This window comes from Pseudomonas sp. 14P5.3.2 (assembly GCF_057799175.1).
Genome location: NZ_JBYOKU010000039.1, coordinates 1 through 24,769, shown reverse-complemented (window position 1 = coordinate 24,769; position 24,769 = coordinate 1). Strand labels below are relative to the sequence as shown.

25 protein-coding genes are annotated in these 24,769 nt (G+C 60.2%); 16 read left to right on the top strand and 9 right to left on the bottom strand.

The window, feature by feature from the left end; all coding sequences use genetic code 11:
* Positions 1 to 729 precede the first annotated feature (729 nt).
* On the bottom strand, positions 730 to 1,509 hold the full coding sequence (gene yaaA, locus AC27VU_RS24450; protein ID WP_003221868.1) for a peroxide stress protein YaaA: 780 nt from the start codon (positions 1,507 to 1,509) through the stop codon (positions 730 to 732).
* 313 nt (positions 1,510 to 1,822) lie between these two features.
* Between yaaA and AC27VU_RS24445 the strand changes: the two genes are divergently transcribed.
* The 6 genes from AC27VU_RS24445 (at position 1,823) to AC27VU_RS24420 (ending at position 7,084) form a co-directional block, all read left to right on the top strand.
* Positions 1,823 to 2,899, top strand: a complete 1,077-nt coding sequence (locus tag AC27VU_RS24445; protein ID WP_410017534.1) for a polysaccharide deacetylase family protein — start codon at positions 1,823 to 1,825, stop codon at positions 2,897 to 2,899.
* 337 nt (positions 2,900 to 3,236) lie between these two features.
* Positions 3,237 to 4,631 (top strand): PhoH family protein, encoded by a 1,395-nt coding sequence (locus AC27VU_RS24440; protein ID WP_003221872.1) that lies wholly within the window; start codon positions 3,237 to 3,239, stop codon positions 4,629 to 4,631.
* A 237-nt stretch (positions 4,632 to 4,868) separates the two neighbouring features.
* Positions 4,869 to 5,342 carry a cyclic pyranopterin monophosphate synthase MoaC gene (moaC, locus tag AC27VU_RS24435; RefSeq protein ID WP_095138249.1) on the top strand — a complete coding sequence of 158 codons (474 nt, stop codon included), beginning with the start codon at positions 4,869 to 4,871 and terminating at the stop codon, positions 5,340 to 5,342.
* On the top strand, positions 5,339 to 5,581 hold the full coding sequence (gene moaD, locus AC27VU_RS24430) for a molybdopterin converting factor subunit 1 (protein ID WP_103521386.1): 243 nt from the start codon (positions 5,339 to 5,341) through the stop codon (positions 5,579 to 5,581). The genes moaC and moaD overlap by 4 nt, the downstream gene beginning before the upstream one ends.
* Before the next feature lie 3 nt (positions 5,582 to 5,584).
* Positions 5,585 to 6,037 (top strand): molybdopterin synthase catalytic subunit MoaE, encoded by a 453-nt coding sequence (moaE, locus tag AC27VU_RS24425; protein WP_103484926.1) that lies wholly within the window; start codon positions 5,585 to 5,587, stop codon positions 6,035 to 6,037.
* 270 nt (positions 6,038 to 6,307) lie between these two features.
* Complete coding sequence (locus AC27VU_RS24420; RefSeq protein ID WP_201135742.1) at positions 6,308 to 7,084, top strand: ABC transporter substrate-binding protein; 777 nt, start codon at positions 6,308 to 6,310, stop codon at positions 7,082 to 7,084.
* Positions 7,085 to 7,193: 109 nt separating this feature from the next.
* On the opposite strand, the gene AC27VU_RS24415 is transcribed toward AC27VU_RS24420, so the two are convergent.
* The 5 genes from AC27VU_RS24415 to AC27VU_RS24395 form a co-directional block, all read right to left on the bottom strand.
* Positions 7,194 to 7,820: a helix-turn-helix transcriptional regulator gene (locus tag AC27VU_RS24415; RefSeq protein ID WP_003221883.1), complete on the bottom strand. Its 627-nt coding sequence runs from the start codon at positions 7,818 to 7,820 to the stop codon at positions 7,194 to 7,196.
* 92 nt (positions 7,821 to 7,912) lie between these two features.
* Positions 7,913 to 9,040 carry an NAD(P)/FAD-dependent oxidoreductase gene (locus tag AC27VU_RS24410; protein WP_003221885.1) on the bottom strand — a complete coding sequence of 376 codons (1,128 nt, stop codon included), beginning with the start codon at positions 9,038 to 9,040 and terminating at the stop codon, positions 7,913 to 7,915.
* Between the two features lie 150 nt (positions 9,041 to 9,190).
* Positions 9,191 to 10,135 carry an ornithine cyclodeaminase family protein gene (locus AC27VU_RS24405; RefSeq protein ID WP_488725074.1) on the bottom strand — a complete coding sequence of 315 codons (945 nt, stop codon included), beginning with the start codon at positions 10,133 to 10,135 and terminating at the stop codon, positions 9,191 to 9,193.
* Between the two features lie 137 nt (positions 10,136 to 10,272).
* On the bottom strand, positions 10,273 to 11,745 hold the full coding sequence (gene rhlB / locus AC27VU_RS24400; protein WP_338800871.1) for an ATP-dependent RNA helicase RhlB: 1,473 nt from the start codon (positions 11,743 to 11,745) through the stop codon (positions 10,273 to 10,275).
* Positions 11,746 to 11,841: 96 nt separating this feature from the next.
* Positions 11,842 to 12,498 (bottom strand): alpha/beta hydrolase, encoded by a 657-nt coding sequence (locus AC27VU_RS24395; protein ID WP_488725073.1) that lies wholly within the window; start codon positions 12,496 to 12,498, stop codon positions 11,842 to 11,844.
* Between the two features lie 468 nt (positions 12,499 to 12,966).
* On the opposite strand from AC27VU_RS24395, the gene AC27VU_RS24390 reads away from it, so the two are divergent.
* The 9 genes from AC27VU_RS24390 to AC27VU_RS24350 all read left to right on the top strand — a co-directional run bounded on the left by AC27VU_RS24390 (position 12,967) and on the right by AC27VU_RS24350 (position 21,272).
* Entirely contained in the window at positions 12,967 to 13,998 is a 1,032-nt protein-coding gene (locus tag AC27VU_RS24390; protein ID WP_047292688.1) for an amino acid ABC transporter substrate-binding protein, read from the top strand.
* A 65-nt stretch (positions 13,999 to 14,063) separates the two neighbouring features.
* Positions 14,064 to 15,245, top strand: coding sequence for an amino acid ABC transporter permease (locus AC27VU_RS24385; protein WP_103484922.1), 1,182 nt, complete (start codon positions 14,064 to 14,066; stop codon positions 15,243 to 15,245).
* A 10-nt stretch (positions 15,246 to 15,255) separates the two neighbouring features.
* Positions 15,256 to 16,353, top strand: a complete 1,098-nt coding sequence (locus AC27VU_RS24380) for an amino acid ABC transporter permease (protein WP_003221895.1) — start codon at positions 15,256 to 15,258, stop codon at positions 16,351 to 16,353.
* A 13-nt stretch (positions 16,354 to 16,366) separates the two neighbouring features.
* Positions 16,367 to 17,131, top strand: coding sequence for an amino acid ABC transporter ATP-binding protein (locus AC27VU_RS24375; RefSeq protein ID WP_003221897.1), 765 nt, complete (start codon positions 16,367 to 16,369; stop codon positions 17,129 to 17,131).
* Between the two features lie 136 nt (positions 17,132 to 17,267).
* Positions 17,268 to 17,927, top strand: coding sequence for a FadR/GntR family transcriptional regulator (locus AC27VU_RS24370; protein ID WP_338800873.1), 660 nt, complete (start codon positions 17,268 to 17,270; stop codon positions 17,925 to 17,927).
* Positions 17,917 to 19,203 carry a CynX/NimT family MFS transporter gene (locus AC27VU_RS24365; protein ID WP_488725072.1) on the top strand — a complete coding sequence of 429 codons (1,287 nt, stop codon included), beginning with the start codon at positions 17,917 to 17,919 and terminating at the stop codon, positions 19,201 to 19,203. The genes AC27VU_RS24370 and AC27VU_RS24365 overlap by 11 nt, the downstream gene beginning before the upstream one ends.
* 236 nt (positions 19,204 to 19,439) lie before the next feature.
* Positions 19,440 to 19,910: a nuclear transport factor 2 family protein gene (locus AC27VU_RS24360; RefSeq protein WP_003221901.1), complete on the top strand. Its 471-nt coding sequence runs from the start codon at positions 19,440 to 19,442 to the stop codon at positions 19,908 to 19,910.
* A gap of 39 nt (positions 19,911 to 19,949) precedes the next feature.
* Positions 19,950 to 20,252, top strand: a complete 303-nt coding sequence (locus AC27VU_RS24355; RefSeq protein WP_488725071.1) for a GIY-YIG nuclease family protein — start codon at positions 19,950 to 19,952, stop codon at positions 20,250 to 20,252.
* A gap of 84 nt (positions 20,253 to 20,336) precedes the next feature.
* Positions 20,337 to 21,272: a glutathione S-transferase family protein gene (locus AC27VU_RS24350; protein WP_488725070.1), complete on the top strand. Its 936-nt coding sequence runs from the start codon at positions 20,337 to 20,339 to the stop codon at positions 21,270 to 21,272.
* A 117-nt stretch (positions 21,273 to 21,389) separates the two neighbouring features.
* Here the strand turns inward: AC27VU_RS24350 and AC27VU_RS24345 are convergent, their stop codons facing one another.
* Both AC27VU_RS24345 and yejK read right to left on the bottom strand, forming a co-directional pair.
* Complete coding sequence (locus AC27VU_RS24345; RefSeq protein WP_003221906.1) at positions 21,390 to 21,740, bottom strand: glutaredoxin family protein; 351 nt, start codon at positions 21,738 to 21,740, stop codon at positions 21,390 to 21,392.
* Positions 21,740 to 22,744, bottom strand: coding sequence for a nucleoid-associated protein YejK (yejK, locus tag AC27VU_RS24340; RefSeq protein WP_003221908.1), 1,005 nt, complete (start codon positions 22,742 to 22,744; stop codon positions 21,740 to 21,742). The genes AC27VU_RS24345 and yejK overlap by 1 nt, the downstream gene beginning before the upstream one ends.
* A gap of 395 nt (positions 22,745 to 23,139) precedes the next feature.
* Between yejK and AC27VU_RS24335 the strand changes: the two genes are divergently transcribed.
* Positions 23,140 to 23,421 (top strand): HU family DNA-binding protein, encoded by a 282-nt coding sequence (locus tag AC27VU_RS24335; protein ID WP_003221909.1) that lies wholly within the window; start codon positions 23,140 to 23,142, stop codon positions 23,419 to 23,421.
* Between the two features lie 186 nt (positions 23,422 to 23,607).
* Here AC27VU_RS24335 and rlmF read toward each other — a convergent pair whose 3' ends face one another.
* On the bottom strand, positions 23,608 to 24,627 hold the full coding sequence (gene rlmF, locus AC27VU_RS24330) for a 23S rRNA (adenine(1618)-N(6))-methyltransferase RlmF (protein ID WP_103519983.1): 1,020 nt from the start codon (positions 24,625 to 24,627) through the stop codon (positions 23,608 to 23,610).
* Positions 24,628 to 24,769: the final 142 nt, after the last annotated feature.

The window sequence follows — 24,769 nt, the reverse complement described above, 5'->3', positions numbered from 1 at the left end:
GCATACAGGCGCCACAATGCCGTGTGCAGGCATACTAAGTTCCGAGTGTCTAAATAAGTGCACTCAAGATGTGCGCAACTAGGCCTTAGTTGTTATGACTTGCCCTGTTATGCAGCTGATCTTCTTTTTGGAAGATGCTTGTGCATGTGTCTAGTCCACCTGATGTCGGGCGTAAGGCCCGTAGATCAAGCGGTTGGGTGCTCAGGCGAGCACATTTACAGGGGCGCAGCCTTGGCCGTGTAGAGGATGTTTATGGTGCGTTTCACCTATCCATCGTTAGTTGATCAGATGAGTGAACCATCTAGGCAAGTTGCTGTGACAACTTGGTTACATGGTTCTCCGCTCTGCGTAAGTTATCTCGTACAAACTCGGTGAGAATCGTTACCGGTGGTATGAGCTATGCATTTGGACATAGTTCCTACCCACTCATCGCGAAATCTGAAATTTTTTGAAATATTGACAAAGATGGCACTGGTCTCAATTTGATAGCACTTTCGATTTGGGCCTTTGTTAATCGGTGCGTAATCGAGCTAGATAGTTTTGTGCCACTACCGTAAAAAAATTTACGTGCCACTACTGAAAAAAAGTGCGGCTGTCGAGTGAAACTAAAATTAGAATTGGAGGGAACGATTTTATGGCGCCAATAAAACGGCGAAATGTGGCGAGGGATTTTTGACGTCGTGCGAGCTGCACGACTCTTTATAGAAAGAGTCGTGCAATGGGCATGCTTTATTCCGGAGCGTGGTCGCGCAGAAACACCAGATTGTCCGGTTTCGACTGCTCGGCGCTGTAGCGATAACCCTGCACATCGAACTGTTTCAGGGCGGCCGGATCGTTGATCTGCTCCTGAATCACGAAGCGGCTCATCAGGCCTCGGGCCTTTTTCGCGTAGAAGCTGATGATCTTGTACTGGCCGTTCTTCAGATCCTTGAACTCGGTATTGATGATCCGCGCGTTCAGGGCACTGCGCTTGACTGCCGAGAAGTACTCGTTGGACGCCAGGTTCAGCAGCACGTCGTCGCCTTGTTCGGCCAGCGCTTCGTTGAGCCATTCGCTGATGCGCGTGCCCCAGAACGCGTACAGATCCTTGCCACGGGCATTGGCCAGTTTGGTGCCCATTTCCAGACGATACGGTTGCATCAAATCCAGCGGACGCAACAGGCCATAGAGGCCGGAGAGCATGCGCAGATGCTTCTGCGCATAGTCGAACTGGGCTTCGCTGAACGATTGCGCATCAAGGCCGGTGTAGACGTCACCCTTGAACGCGAGCAGGGCCTGCTTGGCGTTTTCCGGGGTGAAGGCGGGCGTCCAGCTGCCGAAACGCGCGGCATTCAGGCCGCCGATCTTGTCGGACACGTGCATCAGTTCGCTGATCTGTGCCGGACTCAGTTCGCGCAGTTGCTGGATCAGCTCCTGGGAATGGTCGAGGTATTGCGGCTGGGTGAAGCGCTGGGTCGCCGGCGGTGTTTCGTAATCGAGGGTCTTGGCGGGGGAAATCACCATCAGCATGAAGTCGTCTCCTTTAATCGTGGGGGCGATTCTAGGGGGTTGGCCGAGTTGACTCCAGCTATCAAGCCCATAGGTGATCGACGGCTCGCCACATTTCCCTGTGGGAGGGGGCTTGCTCCCGAAGAGGCCGTGTCAGTCGCCATATTTGCTGAATGACACACCGCATTCGGGAGCAAGCCCCCTCCCACAGGGAATCGGAGTGGCTGAGGGGAATCGCGCGGGATCAGCTATAGTGCCGCGCGGGTTTGGTTATGGAGACACCCCTTTGCGCATTGTTCTTTTATTCACCGCGTGGCTGTTGAGCTTCGGGGCCATGGCGGCACCGGGTGATGTGGCGACGCTGGATCGCAGCACCTGGCCCGAACAACTGAGCAGCCCGACGCTGTTCGACGTTGCTTCGCGCGCGGAAATCCTCATGTTCGCCCGGGGCCTGCTCGGCACCGAAGCGCTGGACGAGGCCGCGCTGGCCCAGCGTCTGGGGTTGCGTACGGTCAACGTCGACGCGATCAGCCGCCTGCGTCAGCGACTCTGGGAACGTCTGTTGGCCAACTACAACTTCGCCCAGCAGAGCTGCGATCAGGACGCCTCGTTCTGCTTCCTCGTCGAAGACCTGCCGACCCTGCGCGAGCAGGCCGCCAAGTTTGTGGTCAGCGATGACAGCTATTACACCAAGTGGGCCGAGCCGAGCCGCTTGTTTCATCTGCAGTACCTGGACGAGCTGATGCGCAAGGCCGCGCTGTCGCCGCAGACCAGCAGCGAAGTCGATCACTTCGGCGACTACGAGCGCAACGGCGACGAGATGCACGATCGGCTGTTTCTGCTGAGTTTCGACAGCGCCGCCAATCTGCAGCCGGATAACACCGACTGGATCGCCGACTACCTGCGCAAATCCAACCTCAGCGGCACGTTCTTCCTGTTGGGTAAGGATGTGCAGGCGCGGCTGGCCGATCGCTCGGTGAGCAACCTGCAGTCGGAGTTCTCGAAGCAATGCGTCGGTGTTCAGGGCTGGGAGTTCCGCTCCCACAGCCACTGGCAGGACTGGCAGGACTCGGTGCGCCGCAGCAGCGATCTGGTAAAGAACAAGTTGCCGGAGAATTACGTACCGCTGTTCCGTCCACCGGAAGGTCAGCGCCGCAGTGATGCTGGCAGCTTCTTCCGCAATCAGGGCCTGCAAGTGGCGCTGTGGGACATCGATGCCCAGGACGGTGCAGGCAAGCTCAAGGGCGCGCCGAGCGCGCAGCGGGTGCTGACCCTGATGCTGCTGTGGCGTCACGGGGTGATCAATTTCAACATGAAACAGGATGCGGTTAAGACCGCGTTGCCGTGGCTGATCACGCAAACTGCGCAAAGCGGCATCGGCTTTGAGGACTGTCAGGACGGGTTTCGCTGACAAACGGAAAAAGCCCGGAAACATTGGGCTTGGGGCGATTTTTCTAGAGAATTCGATGCAGGCGGACTTCCGACTTTAGCGGGGTCTGGACAGTCCGCCAAGGGCTTTTCGTCACTCTGCAAAATAAACTTAAAAAAACCGTCAAAGTGCTTTTTTATGTCATGGGTTTTGGAGTATTACGAAGACAGACCGCCGAAACCTGCAACACAGGTGGCGTCTTCCAAGACTCCTTTTGTGTGCAGTTCATCCAGGCCCTCGTGGATGAGTTCGGCAGTCACTTCGAGGCGCAGCACCGCCCAGGTATTGCGTCGAATGGCTCCCACAAAGGTGACCGAGTATGGATGATCACGGACGTAGCCCTTCTTCCAACCAGCCAATCCTTTATGTACTCGATACCAACGTATTGATTCACGATCCAAATGCCCTGCTGAATTTCGAAGAACACCACGTCGCGATCCCGATGACCGTGCTCGAAGAGCTGGACAAGCTCAAGAGCGGCCATCACAGCGTTGCTGCCGAATGCCGCCAGGCGATCCGGCTGATCGACAAGACCCTGGGCGATGCCTCCCCCGAGGACGTCGAGCTGGGTGTGCCGATTCAGCGCGGCAAGGGCGGGCCGAAGGGCTTGCTGTCAATTCTGATGAGCAAACAGGCCGAGTCGAACCTGATTCTGCCCGAGCATCTGAACGACAACAAAATCATCAACCAACTGATCGACCTGCACACCCGTGATCCGAAGAAGGCCGTGGTGCTGGTTACCAAAGACATCAACATGCGCCTCAAGGCGCGCGCCTGCGGGATCGCGGCCGAGGATTACAGCACCGACCAACTGGTCGATGACGTGTCCCTGCTGCCCAACGGTTATCACAACATGACCGGCTCCTTCTGGGACCGCGTGAGCAAGGTTGAAACCCGTCAGGATCACGGCCGCACCTGGCATCAGGTACAGCTGATCGACAACCTGCCGGCGGTGCACATCAACGAGTTCATCATTGACGAACAAGGCTTTGTCGGCTGGATCAAGGAAATCCAGGAAGACAGGCTGCTGATCCTCGACCTGCACCAGGAACCGCTGCTGCATCAGGAAGCCTGGGGCCTCAAGCCACGTGACATCTACCAGAGCCTGGCGCTGTATGCGTTGCTGGATCCGGACATTCACCTGGTCAACCTGTCGGGCGCCGCCGGTTCCGGTAAAACCATCCTGGCGCTGGCCGCGGCCATCGAGCAGACCATGGTCAGCAAGCGCTATCGCCGGATCATCGCAACCCGCAGCGTGCAGGGCCTGGACCAGGAAATCGGCTTCCTGCCGGGCACCGAAGCGGAAAAAATGGAGCCTTGGCTGGGCGCCATCACCGACAACCTCGAAGCCTTGCACATGGATGACGAAAACACCCATGGCAGCGTCGACTACATCCTCAGCAAAGTGCCGTTGCAGTTCAAATCGCTCAACTACATTCGCGGTCGCAGCTTCCAGCAGAGCCTGATCCTGATCGACGAATGTCAGAACCTCACGCCGCACCAGATGAAAACCATCATCACCCGGGCCGGCGCCGGTTCCAAAGTGGTGTGCTTGGGCAACCTGGCACAGATCGACACACCTTACCTGTCCGCGACCAGCTCCGGGCTGACTTACCTGACCGAACGCTTCAAGGATTTCCCCAACGGTGTGCACATCACCCTGCAAGGGGTGCCACGCTCGATTCTGGCCGAATACGCCGAATCGCATCTGTAACCCTCCACCAGAAAACGGGCGGCCTGACAGCCGCCCGTTTTTTATGGATGAACGCATCACCCAATGTGGGAGCGGGCTTGCTCGCGAAAGCGGTGTGTCAGCCACCAAATGTGTGCCTGATACACCGTTTTCGCGAGCAAGTCCGCTCCCACAGGGGACAGTGGTGAATTCATAATCAGTGATGCGGAAATTTGACCCGCAGGTTTACAATCCACGCTCCTGATCAGGAGTAATCCCGTGCTGACTCATCTCGATTCCCAAGGTCGCGCCAACATGGTCGACGTCACCGAAAAAGCCGTGACGTTCCGTGAGGCGACCGCCCAGGCGCTGGTGCGCATGCTCCCTGAAACCCTGCAGATGATCGTCAGCGGCGGCCATCCCAAGGGCGACGTGTTTGCCGTGGCGCGCATTGCCGGCATTCAGGCAGCGAAGAAAACCAGCGATCTGATCCCGTTGTGCCATCCGCTGATGCTGACCGGGGTCAAGGTCGAACTCAGCGCTGAAGGTGACGACAGCGTGCGCATCGTCGCCCGCTGCAAACTGTCCGGGCAGACCGGCGTCGAGATGGAAGCGCTGACCGCTGCCAGCGTCGCGGCGCTGACCATTTACGACATGTGCAAAGCGGTGGACCGCGGCATGGTCATCGAAAGCGTACGTCTGCTGGAGAAGGTCGGCGGCAAGAGCGGGCATTTCCAGGCGGAGCAGCCATGAACCTGACCGTGAAATTTTTTGCCCGTTACCGTGAAGCGCTGGGTGTGGACTCGGTCGCGGTCGAAGGCGATTTCGCCACTGTCGACGATGTGCGTGCGCTGCTCGCGCAACGCGATGGCGCCGAGGTGTTGAGCGAACAGAACCTGATGTGCGCACGCAACGAAGACCTGTGTCAGCTCGACGAGCCGGTGAGCGACGGTGACGAAGTGGCGTTTTTCCCCACTGTGACCGGAGGCTGAGGCATGGCGATTCGGGTGCAGTCCACGGCGTTCGATCCCGGCGCTGAAGTCAACGCGATGCACGCGGCGAATGTCGGTGTCGGCGCGGTGGTGAGTTTTGTCGGCTACGTGCGCGACTTCAATGACGGGCTGGATGTGGCCGGGATGTTCCTTGAACATTATCCGGGCATGACCGAAAAAGCCCTTGGCAAGATCGCCGTCGAGGCCGAACAGCGCTGGCCGCTGCTGAAGCTCGAAGTGCTGCACCGCATCGGCGCGCTGGAACCGGGCGAGCCGATCGTGTTTGTCGGCGCCGCCAGCGCCCATCGCCAGGCGGCGTTCGACGCCTGTGCCTTTGTCATGGACTACCTGAAAACCCGCGCGCCGTTCTGGAAGAAAGAAACCACCAGCGATGGCCCGCGCTGGGTGGAAGGGCGTGACAGTGATCATGCCGCTGCAGATCGCTGGAAGAAGTAGTTTTTACAGCGCCTTCAAGTCCGTCTTCGCGAGCAAGCCCGCTCCCACAGGAGAACGCATTTCCAATGTGGGAGCGGGCTTGCTCGCGAAGAGGCCATCAGCATCGCCCCAGACTGAATGACACCGCATCGGATAGCGAGGCGGATCAATCTCTGCTGCCTGATTGACGATGTGTACGTTAAAGTCCAGTATGGATTTACAAGTACAAAAACCGTTCCAGCTCTTTTCTTCTGTCTTGCCAAACCAACAACAACCCGCGAGAAAACGAACATGAAGAAACTCCCCCTGATCACCGGTCTGGCCCTGAGCTTGTTGGCGTGCACCAGCTCATTCGCTGCCGAGAAAACCTTGCGCATCGGCATCGAGGCCGCTTATCCACCGTTCGCCTCGAAGACCGACAAAGGCGAGATCGTCGGTTTCGACTACGACATCGGCAACGCCCTGTGCGCGCAGATGAAGGTCAAGTGTGTGTGGGTCGAGGGTGAATTCGATGGTCTGATTCCTTCGCTGAAAGTGAAGAAAATCGACATGGCCTTGTCGTCGATGACCATCAACGAAGACCGCAAGAAGTCGGTGGATTTCACCCACAAGTACTACTTCACTTCCTCGCGACTGGTGATGAAGGACGGCGCCACGGTCGACGACCAGTACGCCAGCCTCAAGGGCAAGACCGTCGGTGTGCAGCGCGCCACCACCACCGACCGTTATGCCACCGAGGTGTTTGAGCCCAAGGGCATCAACGTCAAACGCTACGGCAATAACGAAGAAATCTACATGGACCTGGCGGCCGGGCGGCTCGACGCGATTTTCGCTGACACCATTCCGTTGAATGATTTCCTGTCGATGCCGCGCGGCAAGGGTTATGCGTTTGTCGGGCCGGAGCTGAAGGATCCGAAGTACGTGGGCGAGGGCGCGGGGATCGCGGTGCGCAAGGGCAATACCGAGTTGGTCAGCGAGTTGAACACGGCCATCGACGGGATTCGTGCGAGTGGCGAGTATCAGAAGATTTCCCAGAAGTATTTCAAGTCGGACATCTACGGCGACTGATCTACCGCTTTCGCGAGCAAGCTCGCTCCCACATTAGATTTATGGCATTCAAAAATCCCTGTGGGAGCGAGCTTGCTCGCGAAGAGGCCGTAACTGCCAATGCAGATCTTCAGCCCTTCAATTCCTTCAAATGCTTGTACACCGTCGCCCGCCCCATGTTCAGCACATTGGCCACATAGTTCGAGGCACTCTTGCCCTTGAACGCGCCCTCGGCGTGCAGGGCCAGTACTAGTTCGCGCTTGTGATCGCGGGTCAGCAGATTCAGGCTCAGTTGCCGCTCGCGCAGCCAGGCGTGGAGGAAGGTGTTGATGCGTTCCTGCCAGTCATCGCGGAACAGTGAATCCGGCTGCGGGATCAGTTTGCTTGGCGACAGGAACAGGTCCAGCGCCGCCTTGGCATTTTCGAACAGCGAAATATTCAGGTTGATGCACAGCACCGCCAGCGGCCGCTCGTCGCGGTCGCGCAGCACGGTGCTCAGGCTGCGAATCTTCTGGCCGTCCCAATTGAGCTTTTCGTACGGGCCGATGTTGCGCTCGCTGACCTCCTCGCTGAGCATGTCTTCAAGCGACGAATCGTCACCGATCTCGCGCTTGGACAGGTTGTTGGCGATGTAGTCGACCTTCTGCGTGCGCAGGTCGTGCAGCACCACTTCGGCGTGGGGAAAGAACAACGTGGCGATGGCGTCGGCGATGGCACGGAAGTTATCCAGGGCCGGATCGAATTCGGGGGCGGTCATGATTGTGGAGCTCCAGGCGGCGTCAGCGCCCCCGTGTACGGGGGCGCTGCGAGTGTGCCGCAATCCGTTGGGCGCGTCATCCGCAGGGGCCTTCAGCGCAGCCGTGAGGGGGAGAGCATGGCGCTGCTCAGGCCGAACTGACGCAGGTGTTCAGGCAACGCCTGCCCACGCACCAATGCCGCACTGGCCTGGCCCATGGCCGGTGAAGTCTGGATGCCGTAACCGCCCTGAGCCGCGACCCAGAACAACCCCGGTACCTGTGGATCGAAACCGCTGAGCAGATCGCCGTCGGCGACGAAGCTGCGCAGTCCGGCCCAGGTGCGGGTCGGACGGCGGATGGTCAGGGTCGTGGCCTCTTCGATCTGGTAGATGCCCATGGCGATGTCCAGTTCTTCCGGCTGCACGTCGTGGGGTTCGACCGGATCGGCGTTGGCCGGCGAGCCGAGGAACATCCCGGCGTCGGGCTTCATGTAGAACGATTCGTCGAGGCTGACCAGCATCGGCCAGTGATGAATGTCCACGCCCTCGGGGCCGGCGAAAATGAACGCCGCGCGGCGTTTAGGTTGCAGGCCCAGCGCTTGCGCGCCAGCCAGTGCGCCGATCTTGTCGGCCCAGGCGCCGGCGGCGTTGATGATGACCGGAGCGCTGAAGGTCTGGCCGTTGGTTTGCACCTGCCAGAGGCCATCGGCGTCACGTGTCAGGCCCAGCACCTCGCAATCGGTGTGCACTTCGCCGTTGTTGCGGCGGATACCGCGCAGGTAACCCTGATGTACCGCGTCGGTGTCGATGTCGGTGGCGGTCGGATCGTAGATCGCGCCGTGGACTTTTTCCCGACGCAAAATCGGCAGACGGGCGCAGGCTTCATCGGCGCTGAGCAGTTGCATCTCCGGCACCGTGGCCTTGGCGCTGAGGTACTGGTTGTGCAGCTCGGCGGCATCACCGCTGAAATCCACGGTCATTTCACCGCGCGGCGTGAGCAATGGATGCTCGCAGAAGCCGCTCGGCGGATGGTCGAAAAACTCACGACTGGCCAGCGTCAATGCTCGCACCTGCGGCGTGCCGTAGGCCGCGGAGTACAACGCGGCAGAGCGCCCGGTGGAGTGGTAGGCCGGATGCGATTCACGTTCGAGCACGATCACTTTGGCGTGGGGCGACAGCCAGAACCCGGTGGAAGCGCCGGCAATCCCGCCGCCGATGATGATGAAATCTGCCTGGCTCATGAAAGGTCTCCGGTGTGGACGCAATATCAAGGAGTTCGCGATCTCCTGTAGGAGTGAGCCTGCTCGCGATAGCGCTTTTACATTCAACATTATCGTTGACTGATATACCGCTATCGCGAGCAGGCTCACTCCTACAGGGGATTTGTGGTGTTAGTTGGTCAGGTGATAAACCGCATTGGCCAGCGCAATGTCTTCCAGGCCCAGGCCGATTGAACGGAAAAATACGTGACGCTCGTAACCGGGGCGCGGCACTTTCTCGCTGAGCAGGTCGGCGAGGTCGCCGACGATCAAGTCCTTGCTCCAGCCATGTTGTTCACTGGCGATCAACATTTCACCGGCCGACCCCGGCGTGGTCAGACGATAGTCGCAGAACACCTGCATGTCGCCCAGGCTCTGCGGCGGCACCTCATGGGCGCGTGGCGCGTTGGTGCTGATCGAGGTGATCAGCGCCGGTTTGGCCAACGCTGCGGGGTCGATCACCGGGCCGGCGGACGAGGTGCAGAGCATGATCACGTCCGCATCGTCGAGGGCGGTTTCCCGGCTGTCGGCAATCTTCAGTCCCGGGAAAATTTCTTTCAGCAGTGCCTGGGTGTGCGCATCCTCAGACAGGCTCGGCGAATACACGCTGATGTTCTGCCAGTCGCGCAGGCCTTTCACGTAATGCAGATGCGCCTGAGCGACCTTGCCGCTGCCGATGATCGCCAGTCGTGTGGCATTCAGCGGGGCGAGGGCATCGACCGCCACCGCCGTGGTCGCGGCGGTACGCGCGGTGGTCAGCTCGCCGGCATCGCACAACAGCAACGGCTGGCCGCTGTGCATCGACATCAGCAGCGTCCACGCTGTCACCAGTGGCCCTTGCTCGCGGACGATGTAGGGTGAGGTCTTGACCCCGTACACGCCGTCCTCGGCCAGCACCCCCAGATAATTGATGAAGTCGCCGGCGCCCTGTGGAAACTCCACCAGTTGCTGCGCCGGTTGCACGGCGTGGCCGGCGGCGAGGTCGCGGAACAGCTTGCGCAGGATCTTCGGCACGTCGATGCGCGCCAGCAGCTCGCGGGCCTGGGTGTGGTCGATCACGTAGGGTGTACTGGACATGTCAGGCTCCGCGGTCTAGATCTAAACTAATTTGTCCATTATGGACTTTTAGTTGTCTATCGCAAGCGCCTGTTGAAAACCCCGGACAAAAAAAAGCGCAGTCCGTTGCCGGCTGCGCTTTTGGCGTTACAGGTCGCTTACTGCGGCTGCGGGCGCTTGCGCTCAACCGCACGCAACAGGTGCGTCGGCGGTGTTTCGCAGCTGATCTTGCGACCGAGCTTCTCTTCGATCGACGGCAACTGGTAGGAGTCGTCTTCGCCGGCAAAGCTGATCGACACGCCGTCAGCGCCTGCGCGACCGGTGCGGCCGATGCGGTGCACGTAGTCGTCCGGGACTTCCGGCAGGGTGAAGTTGATCACGTGGCTGATGCCGTCGATGTGGATGCCGCGACCGGCGACATCGGTAGCCACCAGTACGCGGATCTTGCCTTCGCGGAAGCCTTCCAGGGTCTTGATGCGCTTGTGCTGCGGCACGTCGCCGGACAGTTGCGCGGCGTTGATGCCGTCGCGCACCAGACGCTCTTCGATACGGCGCACTTCGTCCTTGCGGTTGGCGAAGACGATCACGCGCTCCCAGCCGTTATCGTTGACCAGGTTGTAGAGCAGTTTGTACTTGTCAGCCGCGGCCACCGCATAGATGTGCTGCTCGACGTTTTCGTTGGCCACGTTGGTGATTTCGATTTCGACGATCGCCGGATCGGTGGTCCATTGCTTGGCCAGATTCATCACGTCTTCGGTGAAGGTCGCGGAGAACAGCAGGGTCTGGCGTTCGCTTTTCGGCGGGGTCTGGCGAATGATCTGCCGCACTTGCGGGATGAAACCCATGTCGAGCATGCGGTCGGCTTCGTCCAGCACCATCACTTCGACCATGTCCAGGTGCACGTCGCCGCGCTGGTTGAAGTCGAGCAGCCGGCCCGGGGTGGCGACGAGAATGTCGCAGTGGCGCGCTTCGAGGTGCTTGAGCTGTTTGTCGAAGTCCATGCCGCCAACGAACGTCATCACGTTTAGGCCGGTGTACTTGGTCAGGTCAGCGGCGTCCTTGGCGATCTGCACCACCAGCTCACGGGTCGGCGCGATGATCAGCGCACGGGGTTCGCCCATGTAGCGTTCTTTCGGCGGTGGCGTCTGCAACAGCTGAGTGATGATCGAGATCAGGAACGCGGCGGTCTTGCCGGTGCCGGTCTGCGCGCGGCCGATGGCGTCTTTGCCGGCGAGGGTGAAGCCCAGCACCTGCGCCTGGATCGGTGTGCAGTATGGAAAGCCCAGATCCTGGATGGCGTGCATCAGTTCCGGAGCGAGTTTGAAATCGTGGAAGCGGGTCTTGCCTTCCTGGGGTTCGACGACGAAGTCTTCGAGTTTCCAGGGAATGACCGGTGCCTTGGGCTTCGGTTCGCGGCGCGGTCTGGCCGGTTTCGCTGCTTCGGCGCGGGCCGGTTCGGCGGCGATAGCGGGTTGCGGCTCGGGCTCGGGTGTCGCTACCGGTGCCGGACGTTCAACCTTGGGCGCATCGCTGCGAGGGCCGGGGGCGTGCGACGGCGCACTGGGAACTGGCGCGAGCTGCTCAGCCTCGCTTTTACCGAACATTTTCTTGAGTGCTTCGAGCACGGTCATCTCATCAATTGGTTAAGGAATGTACGCCGGCCAGTGTAATGCAAGAAACGGGCGCGGCGTAGTGGGATGATCAAAGCGGTCCGGCAAGCGGCCGAATCAGCGCAGGCGCTCGTTCAGCCAGACGCCGATGTCGCGAATTTCTTCGGGTAACACTTCGTGCTCCATTGGGTATTCCTGCCATGTCACGGTGACACCATGCTTGTTTAAATGCTCGTAAGCACTGCGGCCCATGGCGTTGAGTACCACGCCATCGCGTTGGCCGTGCAAGCAAAGGGCGGGAATGCGCTGCTGACTGGCTGACAGCTCCATCTCGTCGGTAAAGGTCGGGGCATAGGTGGAGAGGGCAAGTACGCCACCCAAAGGACCTTGCCACTTTATATAAGCGGTGTGCAGAACGACGGCGCCCCCCTGGGAAAACCCGGCGAGAAAAATCCGCGAAGCGTCTATTCCGCTGGCGCGCTCCTTTTCGATCAATTCAATGATGCGATCCGCTGACGCTTCCAACTGGTCACGGTCAATCGCCCGCGCCGGGCTCATGGCCTTTATGTCGTACCAGCTCGGCATCGCGTAACCGCCATTGATGGTGACGGGCAGGGTCGGCGCTTGCGGCAATACGAAGCGGGTCGTCAGCAGGCGTTCCTGCAGCGCTTCGGCCACCGGCAGGAAGTCATAGCGGTCAGCGCCGAGGCCGTGCAGCCAGATAACGCAGGCGTCTGCGGGCTTTACGGGTTCAAGAATCAGGGGCTCGGTCATGGCTGCTCCAAAAATGTGCGGGCGCTCTCAATAAGTGCGTGATTTGCGTGCGCGCCCGGTCGATCAGTTAACAAGATGTCGCAAGGCTACAAGTTTTGCTCTTGACCTGTCGCACAATCGCTTCAGCAAGCGGTGTGGTACGGGCTTTGCTATGGCTCTCAGCGTGCAACCGATCTCGCGTGTGGCGGTAACACTATCAGTGTACGACTTGCGACGGGATTGCAAAGAATCCGGTGATGGATGTTCGCCAATGGCCGCTACGGGCAACGCGAACGTGAAAGGGCTACAGCCCGTTCGGCCGACTGGTGAGAAGTGAGTTGTCCATGATGTGGATTTTCTCCTACTAGACTCATAGCGAAGGTCTTACGTCGGTTGACCCCAAAAAAAGCCAACACGGGTCAACAACGCCTCAAAAGGGTGCGACTGGACTCAAGCTCCGACACAACAAGAGCAAAACTGGAGGTTTGAATGAAGATGTTGAAATCCACTCTGGCGGTCGTGACTGCTGCAGCAGTACTCGGCGTCAGCGGGTTCGCTCAGGCGGGTGCAACCCTGGATGCCGTGCAGAAGAAAGGTTTCGTGCAATGTGGCGTGAGCGACGGTCTGCCGGGTTTCTCGGTGCCGGACGCTTCGGGCAAGATCCTCGGGATCGACGCTGACGTTTGCCGCGCTGTGGCCGCTGCGGTATTCGGCGACGCCAACAAGGTCAAGTTCAGCCAGTTGAACGCCAAGGAGCGCTTCACCGCGCTGCAGTCCGGCGAAATCGACCTGCTCTCGCGCAACACCACCATGACCAGCTCGCGTGACGCCGGCATGGGCCTGAAATTCCCGGGCTTCATCACTTACTACGACGGCGTGGGCTTCCTGGCCAACAACAAGCTGGGCGTGAAAAGTGCCAAGGAACTGGACGGTGCAACCATCTGCATCCAGGCCGGTACCACCACCGAACTGAACGTGTCCGACTACTTCCGTGCCAACGGCCTGAAGTACACCCCGATCACTTTCGACACCTCCGATGAAAGCGCCAAGTCGCTGGAATCCGGTCGTTGCGACGTGCTGACCTCCGACAAGTCGCAGTTGTACGCACAGCGCAGCAAACTGGCTTCGCCAAAAGACTACGTGGTACTGCCGGAAACCATCTCCAAAGAACCGCTGGGCCCGGTCGTGCGTAATGGCGACGACGAGTGGCTGGCGATCGTTCGCTGGGTTGGCTACGCGCTGCTGAACGCTGAAGAAGCCGGCGTGACGTCGAAAAACGTATTGGAAGAAGCCAAATCCACCAAGAACCCGGACGTCGCTCGTCTGCTGGGTGCTGACGGTGAATACGGCAAGGACCTGAAACTGCCGAAGGACTGGGTTGTGAAAATCGTTTCGCAGGTCGGTAACTACGGTGAAATCTTCGAGAAAAACCTCGGCAAGAGCACTCCGCTGGAAATCGACCGTGGCCTGAACGCGCTGTGGACCAACGGCGGCATTCAGTACGCACCACCAGTGCGCTAATGGTTCTATCACCCGGCGGGCCAACCGCCGGGTGATGTTCTGTTCCATTTCTTCCGGGGCACTTCATGCAAAATTCAATCGGCGCACCAAAGCAGAGGTTCAGCCTCAGCGATCCGCGAGTGCGTGCGTGGCTGTTTCAGATCATCACCGTCGTGGCGGTGGTCGCCATGGGCTGGTATCTGTTCGACAACACCCAGACCAACCTGCAGCACCGGGGCATCACTTCCGGTTTCGGCTTTCTGGAGCGCAGTGCCGGGTTCGGCATCGCTCAACACCTGATTTCCTACACCGAAGCGGACAGCTACGCCCGGGTGTTCGTGATCGGTTTGCTCAACACCCTGCTGGTGACCGTCATCGGCGTGATCCTGGCGACCCTGCTGGGCTTCATCATCGGTGTGGCGCGGTTGTCGCCGAACTGGATCATCAGCAAACTGGCGACCGTGTATGTGGAAGTGTTCCGCAACATTCCGCCGCTGCTGCAGATTCTGTTCTGGTACTTCGCGGTGTTCCTGACCATGCCGGGACCGCGTAACAGCCATAACTTCGGCGACACCTTCTTCGTCAGCAGCCGGGGCCTGAACATGCCGGCCGCGCAAATGGCTGACGGCTTCTGGGCGTTCGTCATCAGTGTGGTGCTGGCCATCGTCGCCATCGTGCTGATGTGCCGCTGGGCCAACAAGCGTTTCGAAGACACCGGCGTACCGTTCCACAAGTTCTGGACCGGCGTGGCGATCCTGCTGGTGCTCCCGACCCTGTGCGCACTGATCTTCGGCGCGCCGCTGCACTGGGAAATGCCGCAACTCAAGGGCTTCAACTTCGTCGGTGGCTGGGTGCTGATCCCGGAACTGCTCGCGTTGACCCTGGCGCTGACCGTGTACACCGCCGCGTTCATCGCGGAAATCGTCCGTTCGGGGATCAAGTCGGTCAGCCATGGCCAGACCGAAGCGGCGCGTTCGCTCGGCCTGCGCAACGGCCCGACCCTGCGCAAGGTGATCATTCCGCAAGCCTTGCGAGTGATCATTCCGCCGCTGACCAGCCAATACCTGAACCTGGCGAAGAACTCGTCGCTGGCTGCCGGTATCGGTTATCCGGAAATGGTTTCGCTGTTCGCCGGCACCGTGCTCAACCAGACCGGTCAGGCGATCGAAGTCATTGCCATCACCATGAGCGTGTACCTGGCGATCAGTATCAGCATTTCCCTGCTGATGAACTGGTACAACAAGCGCATTGCGCTGATCGAGCGGTGAGGAAACGCGCATGACAACCCATACTTTCAAACCCGACATGCCACCGCCGGCCAAAGTCTTCGGCCCGATGGCATGGATACGCGCCAACATGTTCTCCAGCTGGCTCAACACCCTGCTGACCCTGTTCGCGTTCTACCTGATCTACCTGGTAGTCCCACCGATCCTCAGTTGGGCGATCCTCGATGCCAACTGGGTCGGCACCACCCGCGCCGACTGCACCAAGGACGGCGCCTGCTGGGTGTTCATTCAGCAGCGTTTCGGCCAGTTCATGTACGGCTACTACCCGGCGGAACTGCGCTGGCGCGTCGACCTGACCGTGTGGCTGGCGGTGATCGGCGTGGCGCCACTGTTTATCAAACGCGTGGCGCACAAAGCCGTGTACGGCCTGAGCTTCCTGGTGATCTACCCGATCGTCGCGTGGTGCCTGCTGCATGGCGGCGTGTTCGGCCTCGACACCGTGGCGACCAGCCAGTGGGGCGGCCTGATGCTGACGCTGGTCATTGCCACGGTCGGTATCGCCGGCGCTTTGCCGCTGGGGATCATTCTGGCGCTGGGCCGTCGCTCGAACATGCCGGCGATTCGCGTGGTCTGCGTGACCTTCATCGAGTTCTGGCGCGGCGTGCCGTTGATCACGGTGCTGTTCATGTCCTCGGTGATGCTGCCGCTGTTCCTGCCCGAAGGCATGAACTTCGACAAGCTGCTGCGGGCGCTGATCGGGGTGATCCTGTTCCAGTCGGCCTACGTTGCCGAAGTGGTGCGCGGCGGTCTGCAAGCGATCCCCAAAGGTCAGTACGAAGCGGCAGCGGCGATGGGCCTCGGTTACTGGCGCGCGATGGGCCTGGTGATTCTGCCGCAAGCCCTGAAGCTGGTGATTCCGGGCATCGTCAACACGTTTATTGCGCTGTTCAAGGACACCAGCCTGGTGATCATCATCGGCCTGTTCGACCTGCTCAACAGCGTCAAACAAGCCGCTGCCGACCCGAAATGGCTGGGCATGGCCACCGAAGGCTACGTGTTCGCCGCCCTGGTGTTCTGGATTTTCTGTTTTGGTATGTCGCGCTATTCCATGCATCTGGAACGCAAGCTCGACACTGGCCACAAGCGTTAGGAGTTCTCGGTAAATGAGCGAAGCAATCAAAAAGCCTGTGGGCCCTGAAGGCATTATTCAGATGCAGGGCGTGAACAAGTGGTACGGCCAGTTCCACGTGCTGAAAGACATCAACCTCAACGTCAAACAGGGCGAGCGTATCGTCCTGTGCGGCCCGTCGGGTTCCGGCAAGTCGACCACCATCCGCTGCCTCAATCGTCTGGAAGAGCACCAGCAGGGGCGCATCGTCGTCGACGGCGTGGAACTGACCAACGACCTCAAGCAGATCGAAGCGATCCGCCGCGAAGTCGGCATGGTGTTCCAGCACTTCAACCTGTTCCCGCACCTGACCATCCTGCAGAACTGCACGCTGGCGCCGATGTGGGTGCGCAAGATGCCCAAGCGCAAGGCCGAGGAAATCGCCATGCATTATCTGGAGCGCGTACGCATTCCGGAGCAGGCGCATAAATTCCCGGGGCAACTGTCCGGCGGTCAGCAACAGCGCGTGGCGATTGCTCGCGCACTGTGCATGAAACCGAAAATCATGCTGTTCGACGAACCGACCTCGGCCCTCGACCCGGAGATGGTCAAAGAGGTGCTGGACACCATGATCGGCCTCGCCGAGGACGGCATGACCATGCTCTGCGTGACCCACGAAATGGGCTTCGCCCGCACCGTGGCCAACCGCGTGATCTTCATGGACAAGGGCGAAATCGTCGAGCAGGCAGCACCGAACGACTTCTTCGACAACCCGCAGAATGACCGCACCAAACTGTTCCTGAGCCAGATCCTGCATTGATCTAATTCAGGCAATGAAATAAACCCGGACCTGTTCCGGGTTTATTTTTGCCCGCGATTTGCCCCTTGTGCCGATTCGGTTGCCTGACTACCATGTCAGGAAATTCATCCTATGATTGGATGAAAGGGCGAATTTCATGACAGACATCTCACCTTTGATCAAGCGATCCCTGGTCGATCAGGCCCTGGATCAGCTGCGCCAGCGCATCACCGATGGCGTGTGGCAGGTCGGCGCACGGCTGCCGACCGAGCCGGAGCTGTGCAGCGAGTTGGGCATCAGCCGCAACACCGTACGCGAAGCCATGCGCGTGCTGGCGTTTTCCGGGTTGATCGAAATCCGTCAGGGCGACGGCAGTTATCTGCGCGCAGTGGTCGATCCGATGGACACGCTCAAGGCGTTGTCCCGTTGCTCGCTGGAGCAGGCGCGCGAAACCCGGCACATCCTCGAGGTCGAGGCGATTGGCCTGGCCGCGTTGCGCCGCACCGATGAAGATCTGGTGGCGCTGCGCGAAGCGCTCGGCACCAGCGGCAGCCACTACCACGGCGATCTCGACACTTACATTTCCTGCGATCTGGTGTTCCACCGCCGTCTGGTGGACGCCGCGCACAACCCCACCCTCAGCGAGTTGTATCGCTATTTCTCCAGCATCGTCGGCGCGCAATTGCGCCAGACGCTGAACATCGTCCCGCGCCGTCAGGAAGTGTTCGACCTGCACATCGAGTTGCTCGATGCCGTCGAACAACGCGACCCGGAACGGGCCAAAGCCATATCGAGGCAGTTGATCAATGAACCTTGAAACCGAGAACAACCTCTCAACCCCCAAGCGCACGGCAGAACTCGAAGAACTGCTGATCGACGCCGAGGCCGACGACGAACAAGTGCAGCAAAGCCATCCGCTGGTACGCCGCCCGTGGCTGTTGCTGCTGGGGCTGATTCTGGTGGCGCTGAATCTGCGCCCGGCGCTGTCGAGCATGGCGCCGCTGCTCAGCGAAGTGTCGAAAAGCCTTGGCCTGTCTGCTGCGCAGGCCGGTTTGCTGACCACGTTGCCGGTGCTCTGCCTGGGCCTGTTCGCACCGCTGGCGCCGATACTGGCGCGGCGTTTCGGCGCTGAACGGGTGGTGCTGGGGATTCTGCTGACCCTGGCCGCCGGCATCATTGTGCGCAGTAACTTCGGTGAGATCGGCCTGTTCGCCGGCAGTGTTCTCGGTGGCGCGAGCATCGGCATTATCGGCGTGCTGCTGCCGGGTATCGTCAAACGCGACTTCGCTAAACACGCCGGAACCATGACCGGCGTCTACACCATGGCCCTGTGCCTCGGTGCGGCAATGGCCGCGGGTTCGACCGTGCCGTTGAGCGAGTACTTCGACAACAGCTGGGCGCTGGGCCTGGGTTTCTGGGTGATCCCGGCGCTGGTGGCGGCGCTGTTCTGGCTGCCGCAAGTCGGGCAGAAACACGGCGCGCACCACGTCGCCTATCGGGTGCGTGGGCTGTTGCGCGATCCGCTGGCCTGGCAAGTGACCTTGTACATGGGCCTGCAATCGTCGCTGGCGTACATCGTGTTCGGCTGGTTGCCGTCGATCCTGATCGGCCGCGGGCTGACCCCGACCCAGGCCGGGCTGGTGCTGTCCGGCTCGGTGATCATCCAGCTCGCCAGTTCGCTGGCGGCGCCGTGGCTGGCGACCCGTGGCAAGGATCAGCGGCTGGCGATCGTGGTGGTGATGGCGCTGACCCTCGGTGGTCTGTTCGGTTGCCTGTATGCGCCGATTGAAGGCCTGTGGGGCTGGGCGATTCTGCTGGGCCTGGGGCAGGGCGGTACGTTCAGCCTGGCGCTGACTTTGATCGTGCTGCGCTCACGGGATTCGCACGTCGCGGCGAACCTGTCGAGCATGTCCCAGGGCTTCGGTTATACGCTGGCTTCGATGGGACCGTTCGCGGTCGGCGTGGTGCATGACTGGACCGGCGGCTGGAATGCGGTGGGCTGGATTTTCGGCATCATCGGCACCGGGGCGATCATTGCCGGGCTGGGTGCCGGCCGCTCGCTGTACGTGCAAGTGCAAGGCGAAAAAATCTGACGCGTAGCCCTTTTTTGGGGCCAGTGATATCCCATGTGGGAGCGAGCCTGCTCGCGAAGACGGTGGTTCAGGCACAGATCATGTTGAATGTGCCTGCCTCTTCGCGAGCAAGCTCGCTCCCACAGTTTTTGCGGTGCTTTAAATCTTGCGTGGTATTCGCTGCGCGAATGCCGATAGTGTTTCTGCGATTTGCAGCTTATCGTGCTGGCAATCTGTCCATTTCCTGGAGTTTGCCCATGAGCGAAGCCCACGCCGCCCTGATCACCCGCTTCTACCAGGCCTTCCAGCGCCTCGACGCCGAGGCCATGGCCGCCTGCTACACCGACGATGTGGTGTTCAGCGATCCGGCCTTCGGTGAACTGCGTGGGCGCGATGCCGGCGACATGTGGCGCATGCTCACCACCCGCGCCAAGGACTTCTCCCTGACTTTCGACAATGTCCGCGCCGATGAACGCAGCGGCGGCGCGCACTGGGTGGCGACTTACCTGTTCAGCCAGACCGGCAACGTGGTGATCAACGATATACAGGCGCGCTTCGTCTTTCGTGACGGCAAGATCTGCGAGCACCACGACCACTTCGACCTGTGGCGCTGGTCGCGTCAGGCCTTGGGTTTCAAAGGCTTGCTGCTGGGCTGGACGCCGCTGGTGCGCAACGCCGTCCGTGCGCAGGCGCTGAAAGGGCTGAAGGCATTTCAGGCCGGTCGCTGATAAGATCGCGGCCTGTTTCCTACACGTCCAGATCCCGAAGTGACCAGCCTCAGCGAAAAAACACTTGATGTCGTCGAGCCAGTGAGCAAGTCCTGGTTCGTCTACCTCGTGCGCGCGGCCAACGGTTCGCTGTATTGCGGGATCAGCGACGACCCGGTGCGCCGCTTCGCCAAGCATCAGAGCGGCAAGGGCGCGCGCTTCTTCCTGTCCAGCCCGGCGATGGCGCTGGTCTACACCGAACGTTGCCGCGACAAGAGCGATGCGTTGCGTCAGGAACGCTTGATCAAGAAGCTGCGCAAGAGCGCCAAGGAATGCCTGGTCGCGTCTTATCAATCTGACTGATCGGTTCCCATCAGCCAGATCTGTAGGCTGCTATCCAAATGCACGCTAAGCTGCTGACTCACTTTTTGTGCGGCGGAGCCGAGCATGTCCGAGTTGATTCTGCATCATTACCCGACCTCCCCATTTGCCGAGAAGGCTCGTCTGCTGTTGGGCTTCAAAGGCTTGTCCTGGTGCTCGGTGCACATCTCGCCGGTGATGCCCAAGCCGGATCTGACCGCGCTGACTGGCGGCTACCGCAAGACCCCGGTGTTGCAGATCGGTGCCGATATCTATTGCGACACGTCGTTGATCGCCCGTCGTCTGGAGCAGGAAAAAGCCCTGCCGGCGTTCTTCCCTGAAGGTCAGGAAATGACCAGTGCCAGCTTCGCGGCGTGGGCCGATTCGGTGGTGTTCCAGCACGCGGTCAGTCTGGTGTTCCAGCCGGAATCGGTCGCCGTGCGTTTCGGCAAGTTGCCGCCGGAAGCGATCAAGGCCTTTATCGCTGACCGTGCCGGGCTATTCAGTGGCGGCAGCGCCACGCGGCTGTCGGCCGAGCAGGCCAAGCATCAGTGGCCAACGCTCATGGCGCGGCTGGAGCAGCAGTTGCAGCGTGAGCAGGGCGACTTCCTGTTCGGTGAGCCGTCGATTGCCGACTTCGCTCTGGCGCATCCGCTGTGGTTCCTCAAGGCGACGCACGTCACTGCGCCGTTGGTGGACGAGTATCCGGCAGTCGCTGCGTGGCTGGGGCGCGTGTTGGGCTTTGGCCATGGTGCGGCGAGTGAGATGACGGCTGAGGAAGCGCTGGAAGTGGCGCGCAGGTCGACGCCAGCGGCGTTGCCGGATGAGCAGTTTGTCGATCCGAACGGTTTCAAGGCCGGGCAGCAGGTGGCGATTGCCGCCACAGACTACGGGGTTGATCCGGTGGTGGGTGAGTTGCTGTTTGCTGGCCGCGAAGAGCTGATCCTGCGCCGCGAAGACCCGCGTGGCGGCGTGGTGCATGTGCACTTCCCGCGCTTTGGTTTCCGCATCGAAGCCCGCTGATCTCGCAAGTCAGACACAAAACCTGTGGGAGCGGGCTTGCTCGCGAATGCGGTGAATCAGTCGCGATCATTATTGACTGGCACACCGCTTTCGCGAGCAAGCCCGCTCCCACAGTTGTTATTTCAGGGCAGCGAGGATCTCGTCCGGGTCGAATCCGCGAATCAACGTGCCATTCACATCAATCAGCGGAATCCCGCGTCCACCCAGCGCTTCATACGCCTTGCGCGCCTCGGCGTCCTTCTCGATGTCGAACTCCTGGAACGCAATCCCTTTGCTGTCGAGAAAACGCTTGGTCTGCTTGCAGTAGCCGCACCAGTCGGTGGAATACAGCACGACGCTGGCGTTGGCACGAACCTGCTCCGAGACCATCTGCGACGGGTTGAACACCCGCTCGATCTTGCCCCAGTTCTGATAGACCACGACCACCAGCAGGACCAGTGCGACCTTCTTCAGCACATTACCGAGCATCAGTTGCGGCGCTTGAGCTGATCAGTGAGCGAGGTCGGCAGGCCCTTGATGATCAGGGTGCCGGCCTCTTCGTCGTACTCGATCTTCGAACCCAGCAGGTGCGCTTCAAAGCTGATCGACAGGCCTTCGGCGCGGCCGGTGAAGCGGCGGAACTGGTTAAGGGTGCGTTTGTCCGCCGGAATCTCCGGCGACAGACCGTAGTCCTTGTTGCGGATGTGGTCGTAAAAGGCTTTCGGGCGTTCTTCATCGATCAGCTCCGACAGCTCTTCGAGGCCCATCGGCTCGCCGAGCTTGGCCTGGCTGCTGGCGTAATCGACCAGGGTCTTGGTTTTTTCGCGGGCGGAGTCTTCCGGCAAGTCTTCGCTCTCGACGAAGTCGCTGAAGGCTTTGAGCAGGGTGCGCGTCTCACCCGGGCCGTCGACGCCTTCCTGGCAGCCGATGAAGTCGCGGAAGTATTCCGAAACCTTCTTGCCGTTCTTGCCCTTGATGAACGAGATGTACTGCTTGGACTGCTTGTTGTTCTGCCACTCGGACACGTTGATCCGCGCCGCCAGGTGCAACTGGCCGAGGTCGAGGTGACGCGACGGGGTCACGTCCAGCTCATCGGTCACGGCCACGCCTTCACTGTGGTGCAGCAGGGCGATCGCCAGGTAGTCGGTCATGCCTTGCTGATAGTGGGCGAACAGCACGTGGCCGCCGACCGACAGGTTCGACTCTTCCATCAACTTCTGCAGATGCTCGACCGCGACTTTGCTGAACGCGGCGAAGTCCTTGCCACCGTCCATGTATTCCTTCAGCCAGCCGCTGAACGGGAACGCGCCGGATTCCGGATGGAACAGGCCCCAGGCTTTGCCCTGTTTGGCGTTGTAGCTCTCGTTGAGGTCGGCGAGCATGTTCTCGATGGCCGCGGACTCAGCCAGTTCAGAGTCACGGGCGTGCAGAACTGCGGGCGTGCCGTCGGGTTTTTTGTCGATCAGGTGGACGATGCAATGACGGATCGGCATGGGCTTCTCGGCTGGTGGAAGGGAGGAGGGCAGGCTCCCCCGAAAAAGCGCCCAGTGTACCGCAACCACTGGTTTTGGCGCGGGGTGAAGGGCAAATCCGGGGCGGGTGGCGGTCCTTATGCAGTTTTTTACCGATTTAGAGCAATAAACCTGACCAAATGGGTAGCTAGAGGCGGATATTTCCCCGTCTCTGTGCTAGTTTTGCCCGGTCTTACGCGAAGTCACTGCGTTAAGCGTGCAATCAGCATTTGTCAGGTCGAACCAAACCCTGATTTCGGCATCTATAACCCGACTCGTCGTGGTTATCGCCGAGGGTGCCAGATCCAGAAGATCGGGCTCGATGGCTGACACTGCACTCTGCAATCCATATGAATTTGATAGGGAAGGAACACTACATGGCTCTTACTAAAGACCAACTGATCGCCGACATCGCTGAAGCTATCGACGCGCCGAAAACCACCGCGCGTAACGCTCTGGACCAACTGGGCCAAATCGTTGCCGATCAGCTGGAAAACGGCGGCGAAATCACCTTGCCAGGTATCGGCAAGCTGAAAGTGACCGAGCGTCCTGCCCGCACTGGCCGTAACCCTTCGACTGGCGCTGCCATCGAAATCCCTGCCAAGAAAGTGATCAAGCTGGTTGTGGCCAAAGGCCTGACCGACGCTGTGAACAAGTAAGACGCAGCGATAAAAAAACCGTGCACCGGAGCGATCCGGGCACGGTTTTTTTGTGTCCGTTTTTTACTGACACCATAAATCAAATGTGGGAGCGGGCTTGCTCGCGAAAGCGGAGTGTCAGTCGACATGTTTATTGACTGATCCACCGCTTTCGCGAGCAAGCCCGCTCCCACAAGTAGCTCAGTGTCAGCGAACCCAGCGCTCGCGACGCCAGATCTGCTGCTCCGACTTGGTCTGGAAGGTCCACGCCACAAAGCGGCTCTGCTTCTGCCCTTGCGACATCTCCACCACCTGGCTTTCCAGCACGCCGGCCTTCTTCAGCGCGGTTTCGATGGCGGGCAGGTTCGAGGCTTTCGACACCAGCGTGCTGAACCACAGCACCTTGTGCTGGAAGTTCGCGCTCTCGGCGATCAGTTGCGTCACGAAACGCGCTTCACCGCCCTCACACCACAGCTCGGCGGACTGACCACCGAAGTTCAGCACTGGCAGCTTGCGTTTCGGATCGGCCTTGCCCAGTGCGCGCCATTTGCGCTCGCTGCCCTTGGTCGCTTCCTCCATCGAAGCGTGGAACGGCGGGTTGCACATGGTCAGGTCAAAGCGCTCGCCCGGCTCCAGCAAGCCAATCAGGATGTGCTTGCGGTTTTCCTGCTGGCGCAGCTTGATGACCTTGTTCAGGTCGTTGGACTGGACGATGGCTCGGGCGGCGGCCACGGCCGTCGGGTCGATTTCCGAACCGAGGAAGTGCCAGCGGTATTCGCTGTTGCCGATCAGTGGATAAACGCAGTTGGCGCCCATGCCGATGTCCAGCACATTGACGATCGCGCCGCGCGGGACCTTGCCGTCGTTCATGCTCGCCAGCAAGTCAGCGAGGAAGTGCACGTAATCGGCACGGCCCGGGACCGGTGGACACAGGTAATCCGCGGGAATGTCCCAATGCTCGATGCCGTAGAAGGACTTGAGCAGCGCCCGGTTGAACACACGCACCGCATCGGGGCTGGCGAAGTCGATGCTTTCCTTGCCGTACGGGTTGGTGATCACGAACTTCGCCAGTTCCGGCGTGGTCTTGATCAGCGCCGGGAAGTCATAGCGACCCTGGTGGCGATTGCGCGGGTGCAGGCTGGCCTTTTCACGCGACTCAACGGCTTTGGTCGGGGTCGCGGCATCAGGCTTCTTGCGCGCAGGTTTGGGGGTGCGGGGGGCGTTCATGGGTGTGATCGATTCGGGTATGGCTGAAAGTGGCGGGTATTGTCCCACATCTAAAGGCAACACCGTTCAAACTGTGGGAGCGGGCTTTCTCGCGAAAGCGGTGCGTCATTCAACCAACCGCGGTGCTAAGCCCCCCCACTTT

Coding starts and splice junctions, on each gene's coding strand:
- yaaA (WP_003221868.1), bottom strand. CDS start 1,509: ATGCTGATGGTGATTTCCCCCGCCAAGACCCTCGATTACGAAACACCG.
- AC27VU_RS24445 (WP_410017534.1), top strand. CDS start 1,823: ATGGCGGCACCGGGTGATGTGGCGACGCTGGATCGCAGCACCTGGCCC.
- AC27VU_RS24440 (WP_003221872.1), top strand. CDS start 3,237: ATGGATGATCACGGACGTAGCCCTTCTTCCAACCAGCCAATCCTTTAT.
- moaD (WP_103521386.1), top strand. CDS start 5,339: ATGAACCTGACCGTGAAATTTTTTGCCCGTTACCGTGAAGCGCTGGGT.
- moaE (WP_103484926.1), top strand. CDS start 5,585: ATGGCGATTCGGGTGCAGTCCACGGCGTTCGATCCCGGCGCTGAAGTC.
- AC27VU_RS24420 (WP_201135742.1), top strand. CDS start 6,308: ATGAAGAAACTCCCCCTGATCACCGGTCTGGCCCTGAGCTTGTTGGCG.
- AC27VU_RS24415 (WP_003221883.1), bottom strand. CDS start 7,820: ATGACCGCCCCCGAATTCGATCCGGCCCTGGATAACTTCCGTGCCATC.
- AC27VU_RS24410 (WP_003221885.1), bottom strand. CDS start 9,040: ATGAGCCAGGCAGATTTCATCATCATCGGCGGCGGGATTGCCGGCGCT.
- AC27VU_RS24405 (WP_488725074.1), bottom strand. CDS start 10,135: ATGTCCAGTACACCCTACGTGATCGACCACACCCAGGCCCGCGAGCTG.
- rhlB (WP_338800871.1), bottom strand. CDS start 11,745: ATGACCGTGCTCGAAGCACTCAAGAAAATGTTCGGTAAAAGCGAGGCT.
- AC27VU_RS24395 (WP_488725073.1), bottom strand. CDS start 12,498: ATGACCGAGCCCCTGATTCTTGAACCCGTAAAGCCCGCAGACGCCTGC.
- AC27VU_RS24390 (WP_047292688.1), top strand. CDS start 12,967: ATGAAGATGTTGAAATCCACTCTGGCGGTCGTGACTGCTGCAGCAGTA.
- AC27VU_RS24385 (WP_103484922.1), top strand. CDS start 14,064: ATGCAAAATTCAATCGGCGCACCAAAGCAGAGGTTCAGCCTCAGCGAT.
- AC27VU_RS24380 (WP_003221895.1), top strand. CDS start 15,256: ATGACAACCCATACTTTCAAACCCGACATGCCACCGCCGGCCAAAGTC.
- AC27VU_RS24375 (WP_003221897.1), top strand. CDS start 16,367: ATGAGCGAAGCAATCAAAAAGCCTGTGGGCCCTGAAGGCATTATTCAG.
- AC27VU_RS24370 (WP_338800873.1), top strand. CDS start 17,268: ATGACAGACATCTCACCTTTGATCAAGCGATCCCTGGTCGATCAGGCC.
- AC27VU_RS24365 (WP_488725072.1), top strand. CDS start 17,917: ATGAACCTTGAAACCGAGAACAACCTCTCAACCCCCAAGCGCACGGCA.
- AC27VU_RS24360 (WP_003221901.1), top strand. CDS start 19,440: ATGAGCGAAGCCCACGCCGCCCTGATCACCCGCTTCTACCAGGCCTTC.
- AC27VU_RS24350 (WP_488725070.1), top strand. CDS start 20,337: ATGTCCGAGTTGATTCTGCATCATTACCCGACCTCCCCATTTGCCGAG.
- AC27VU_RS24345 (WP_003221906.1), bottom strand. CDS start 21,740: ATGCTCGGTAATGTGCTGAAGAAGGTCGCACTGGTCCTGCTGGTGGTC.
- yejK (WP_003221908.1), bottom strand. CDS start 22,744: ATGCCGATCCGTCATTGCATCGTCCACCTGATCGACAAAAAACCCGAC.
- AC27VU_RS24335 (WP_003221909.1), top strand. CDS start 23,140: ATGGCTCTTACTAAAGACCAACTGATCGCCGACATCGCTGAAGCTATC.
- rlmF (WP_103519983.1), bottom strand. CDS start 24,627: ATGAACGCCCCCCGCACCCCCAAACCTGCGCGCAAGAAGCCTGATGCC.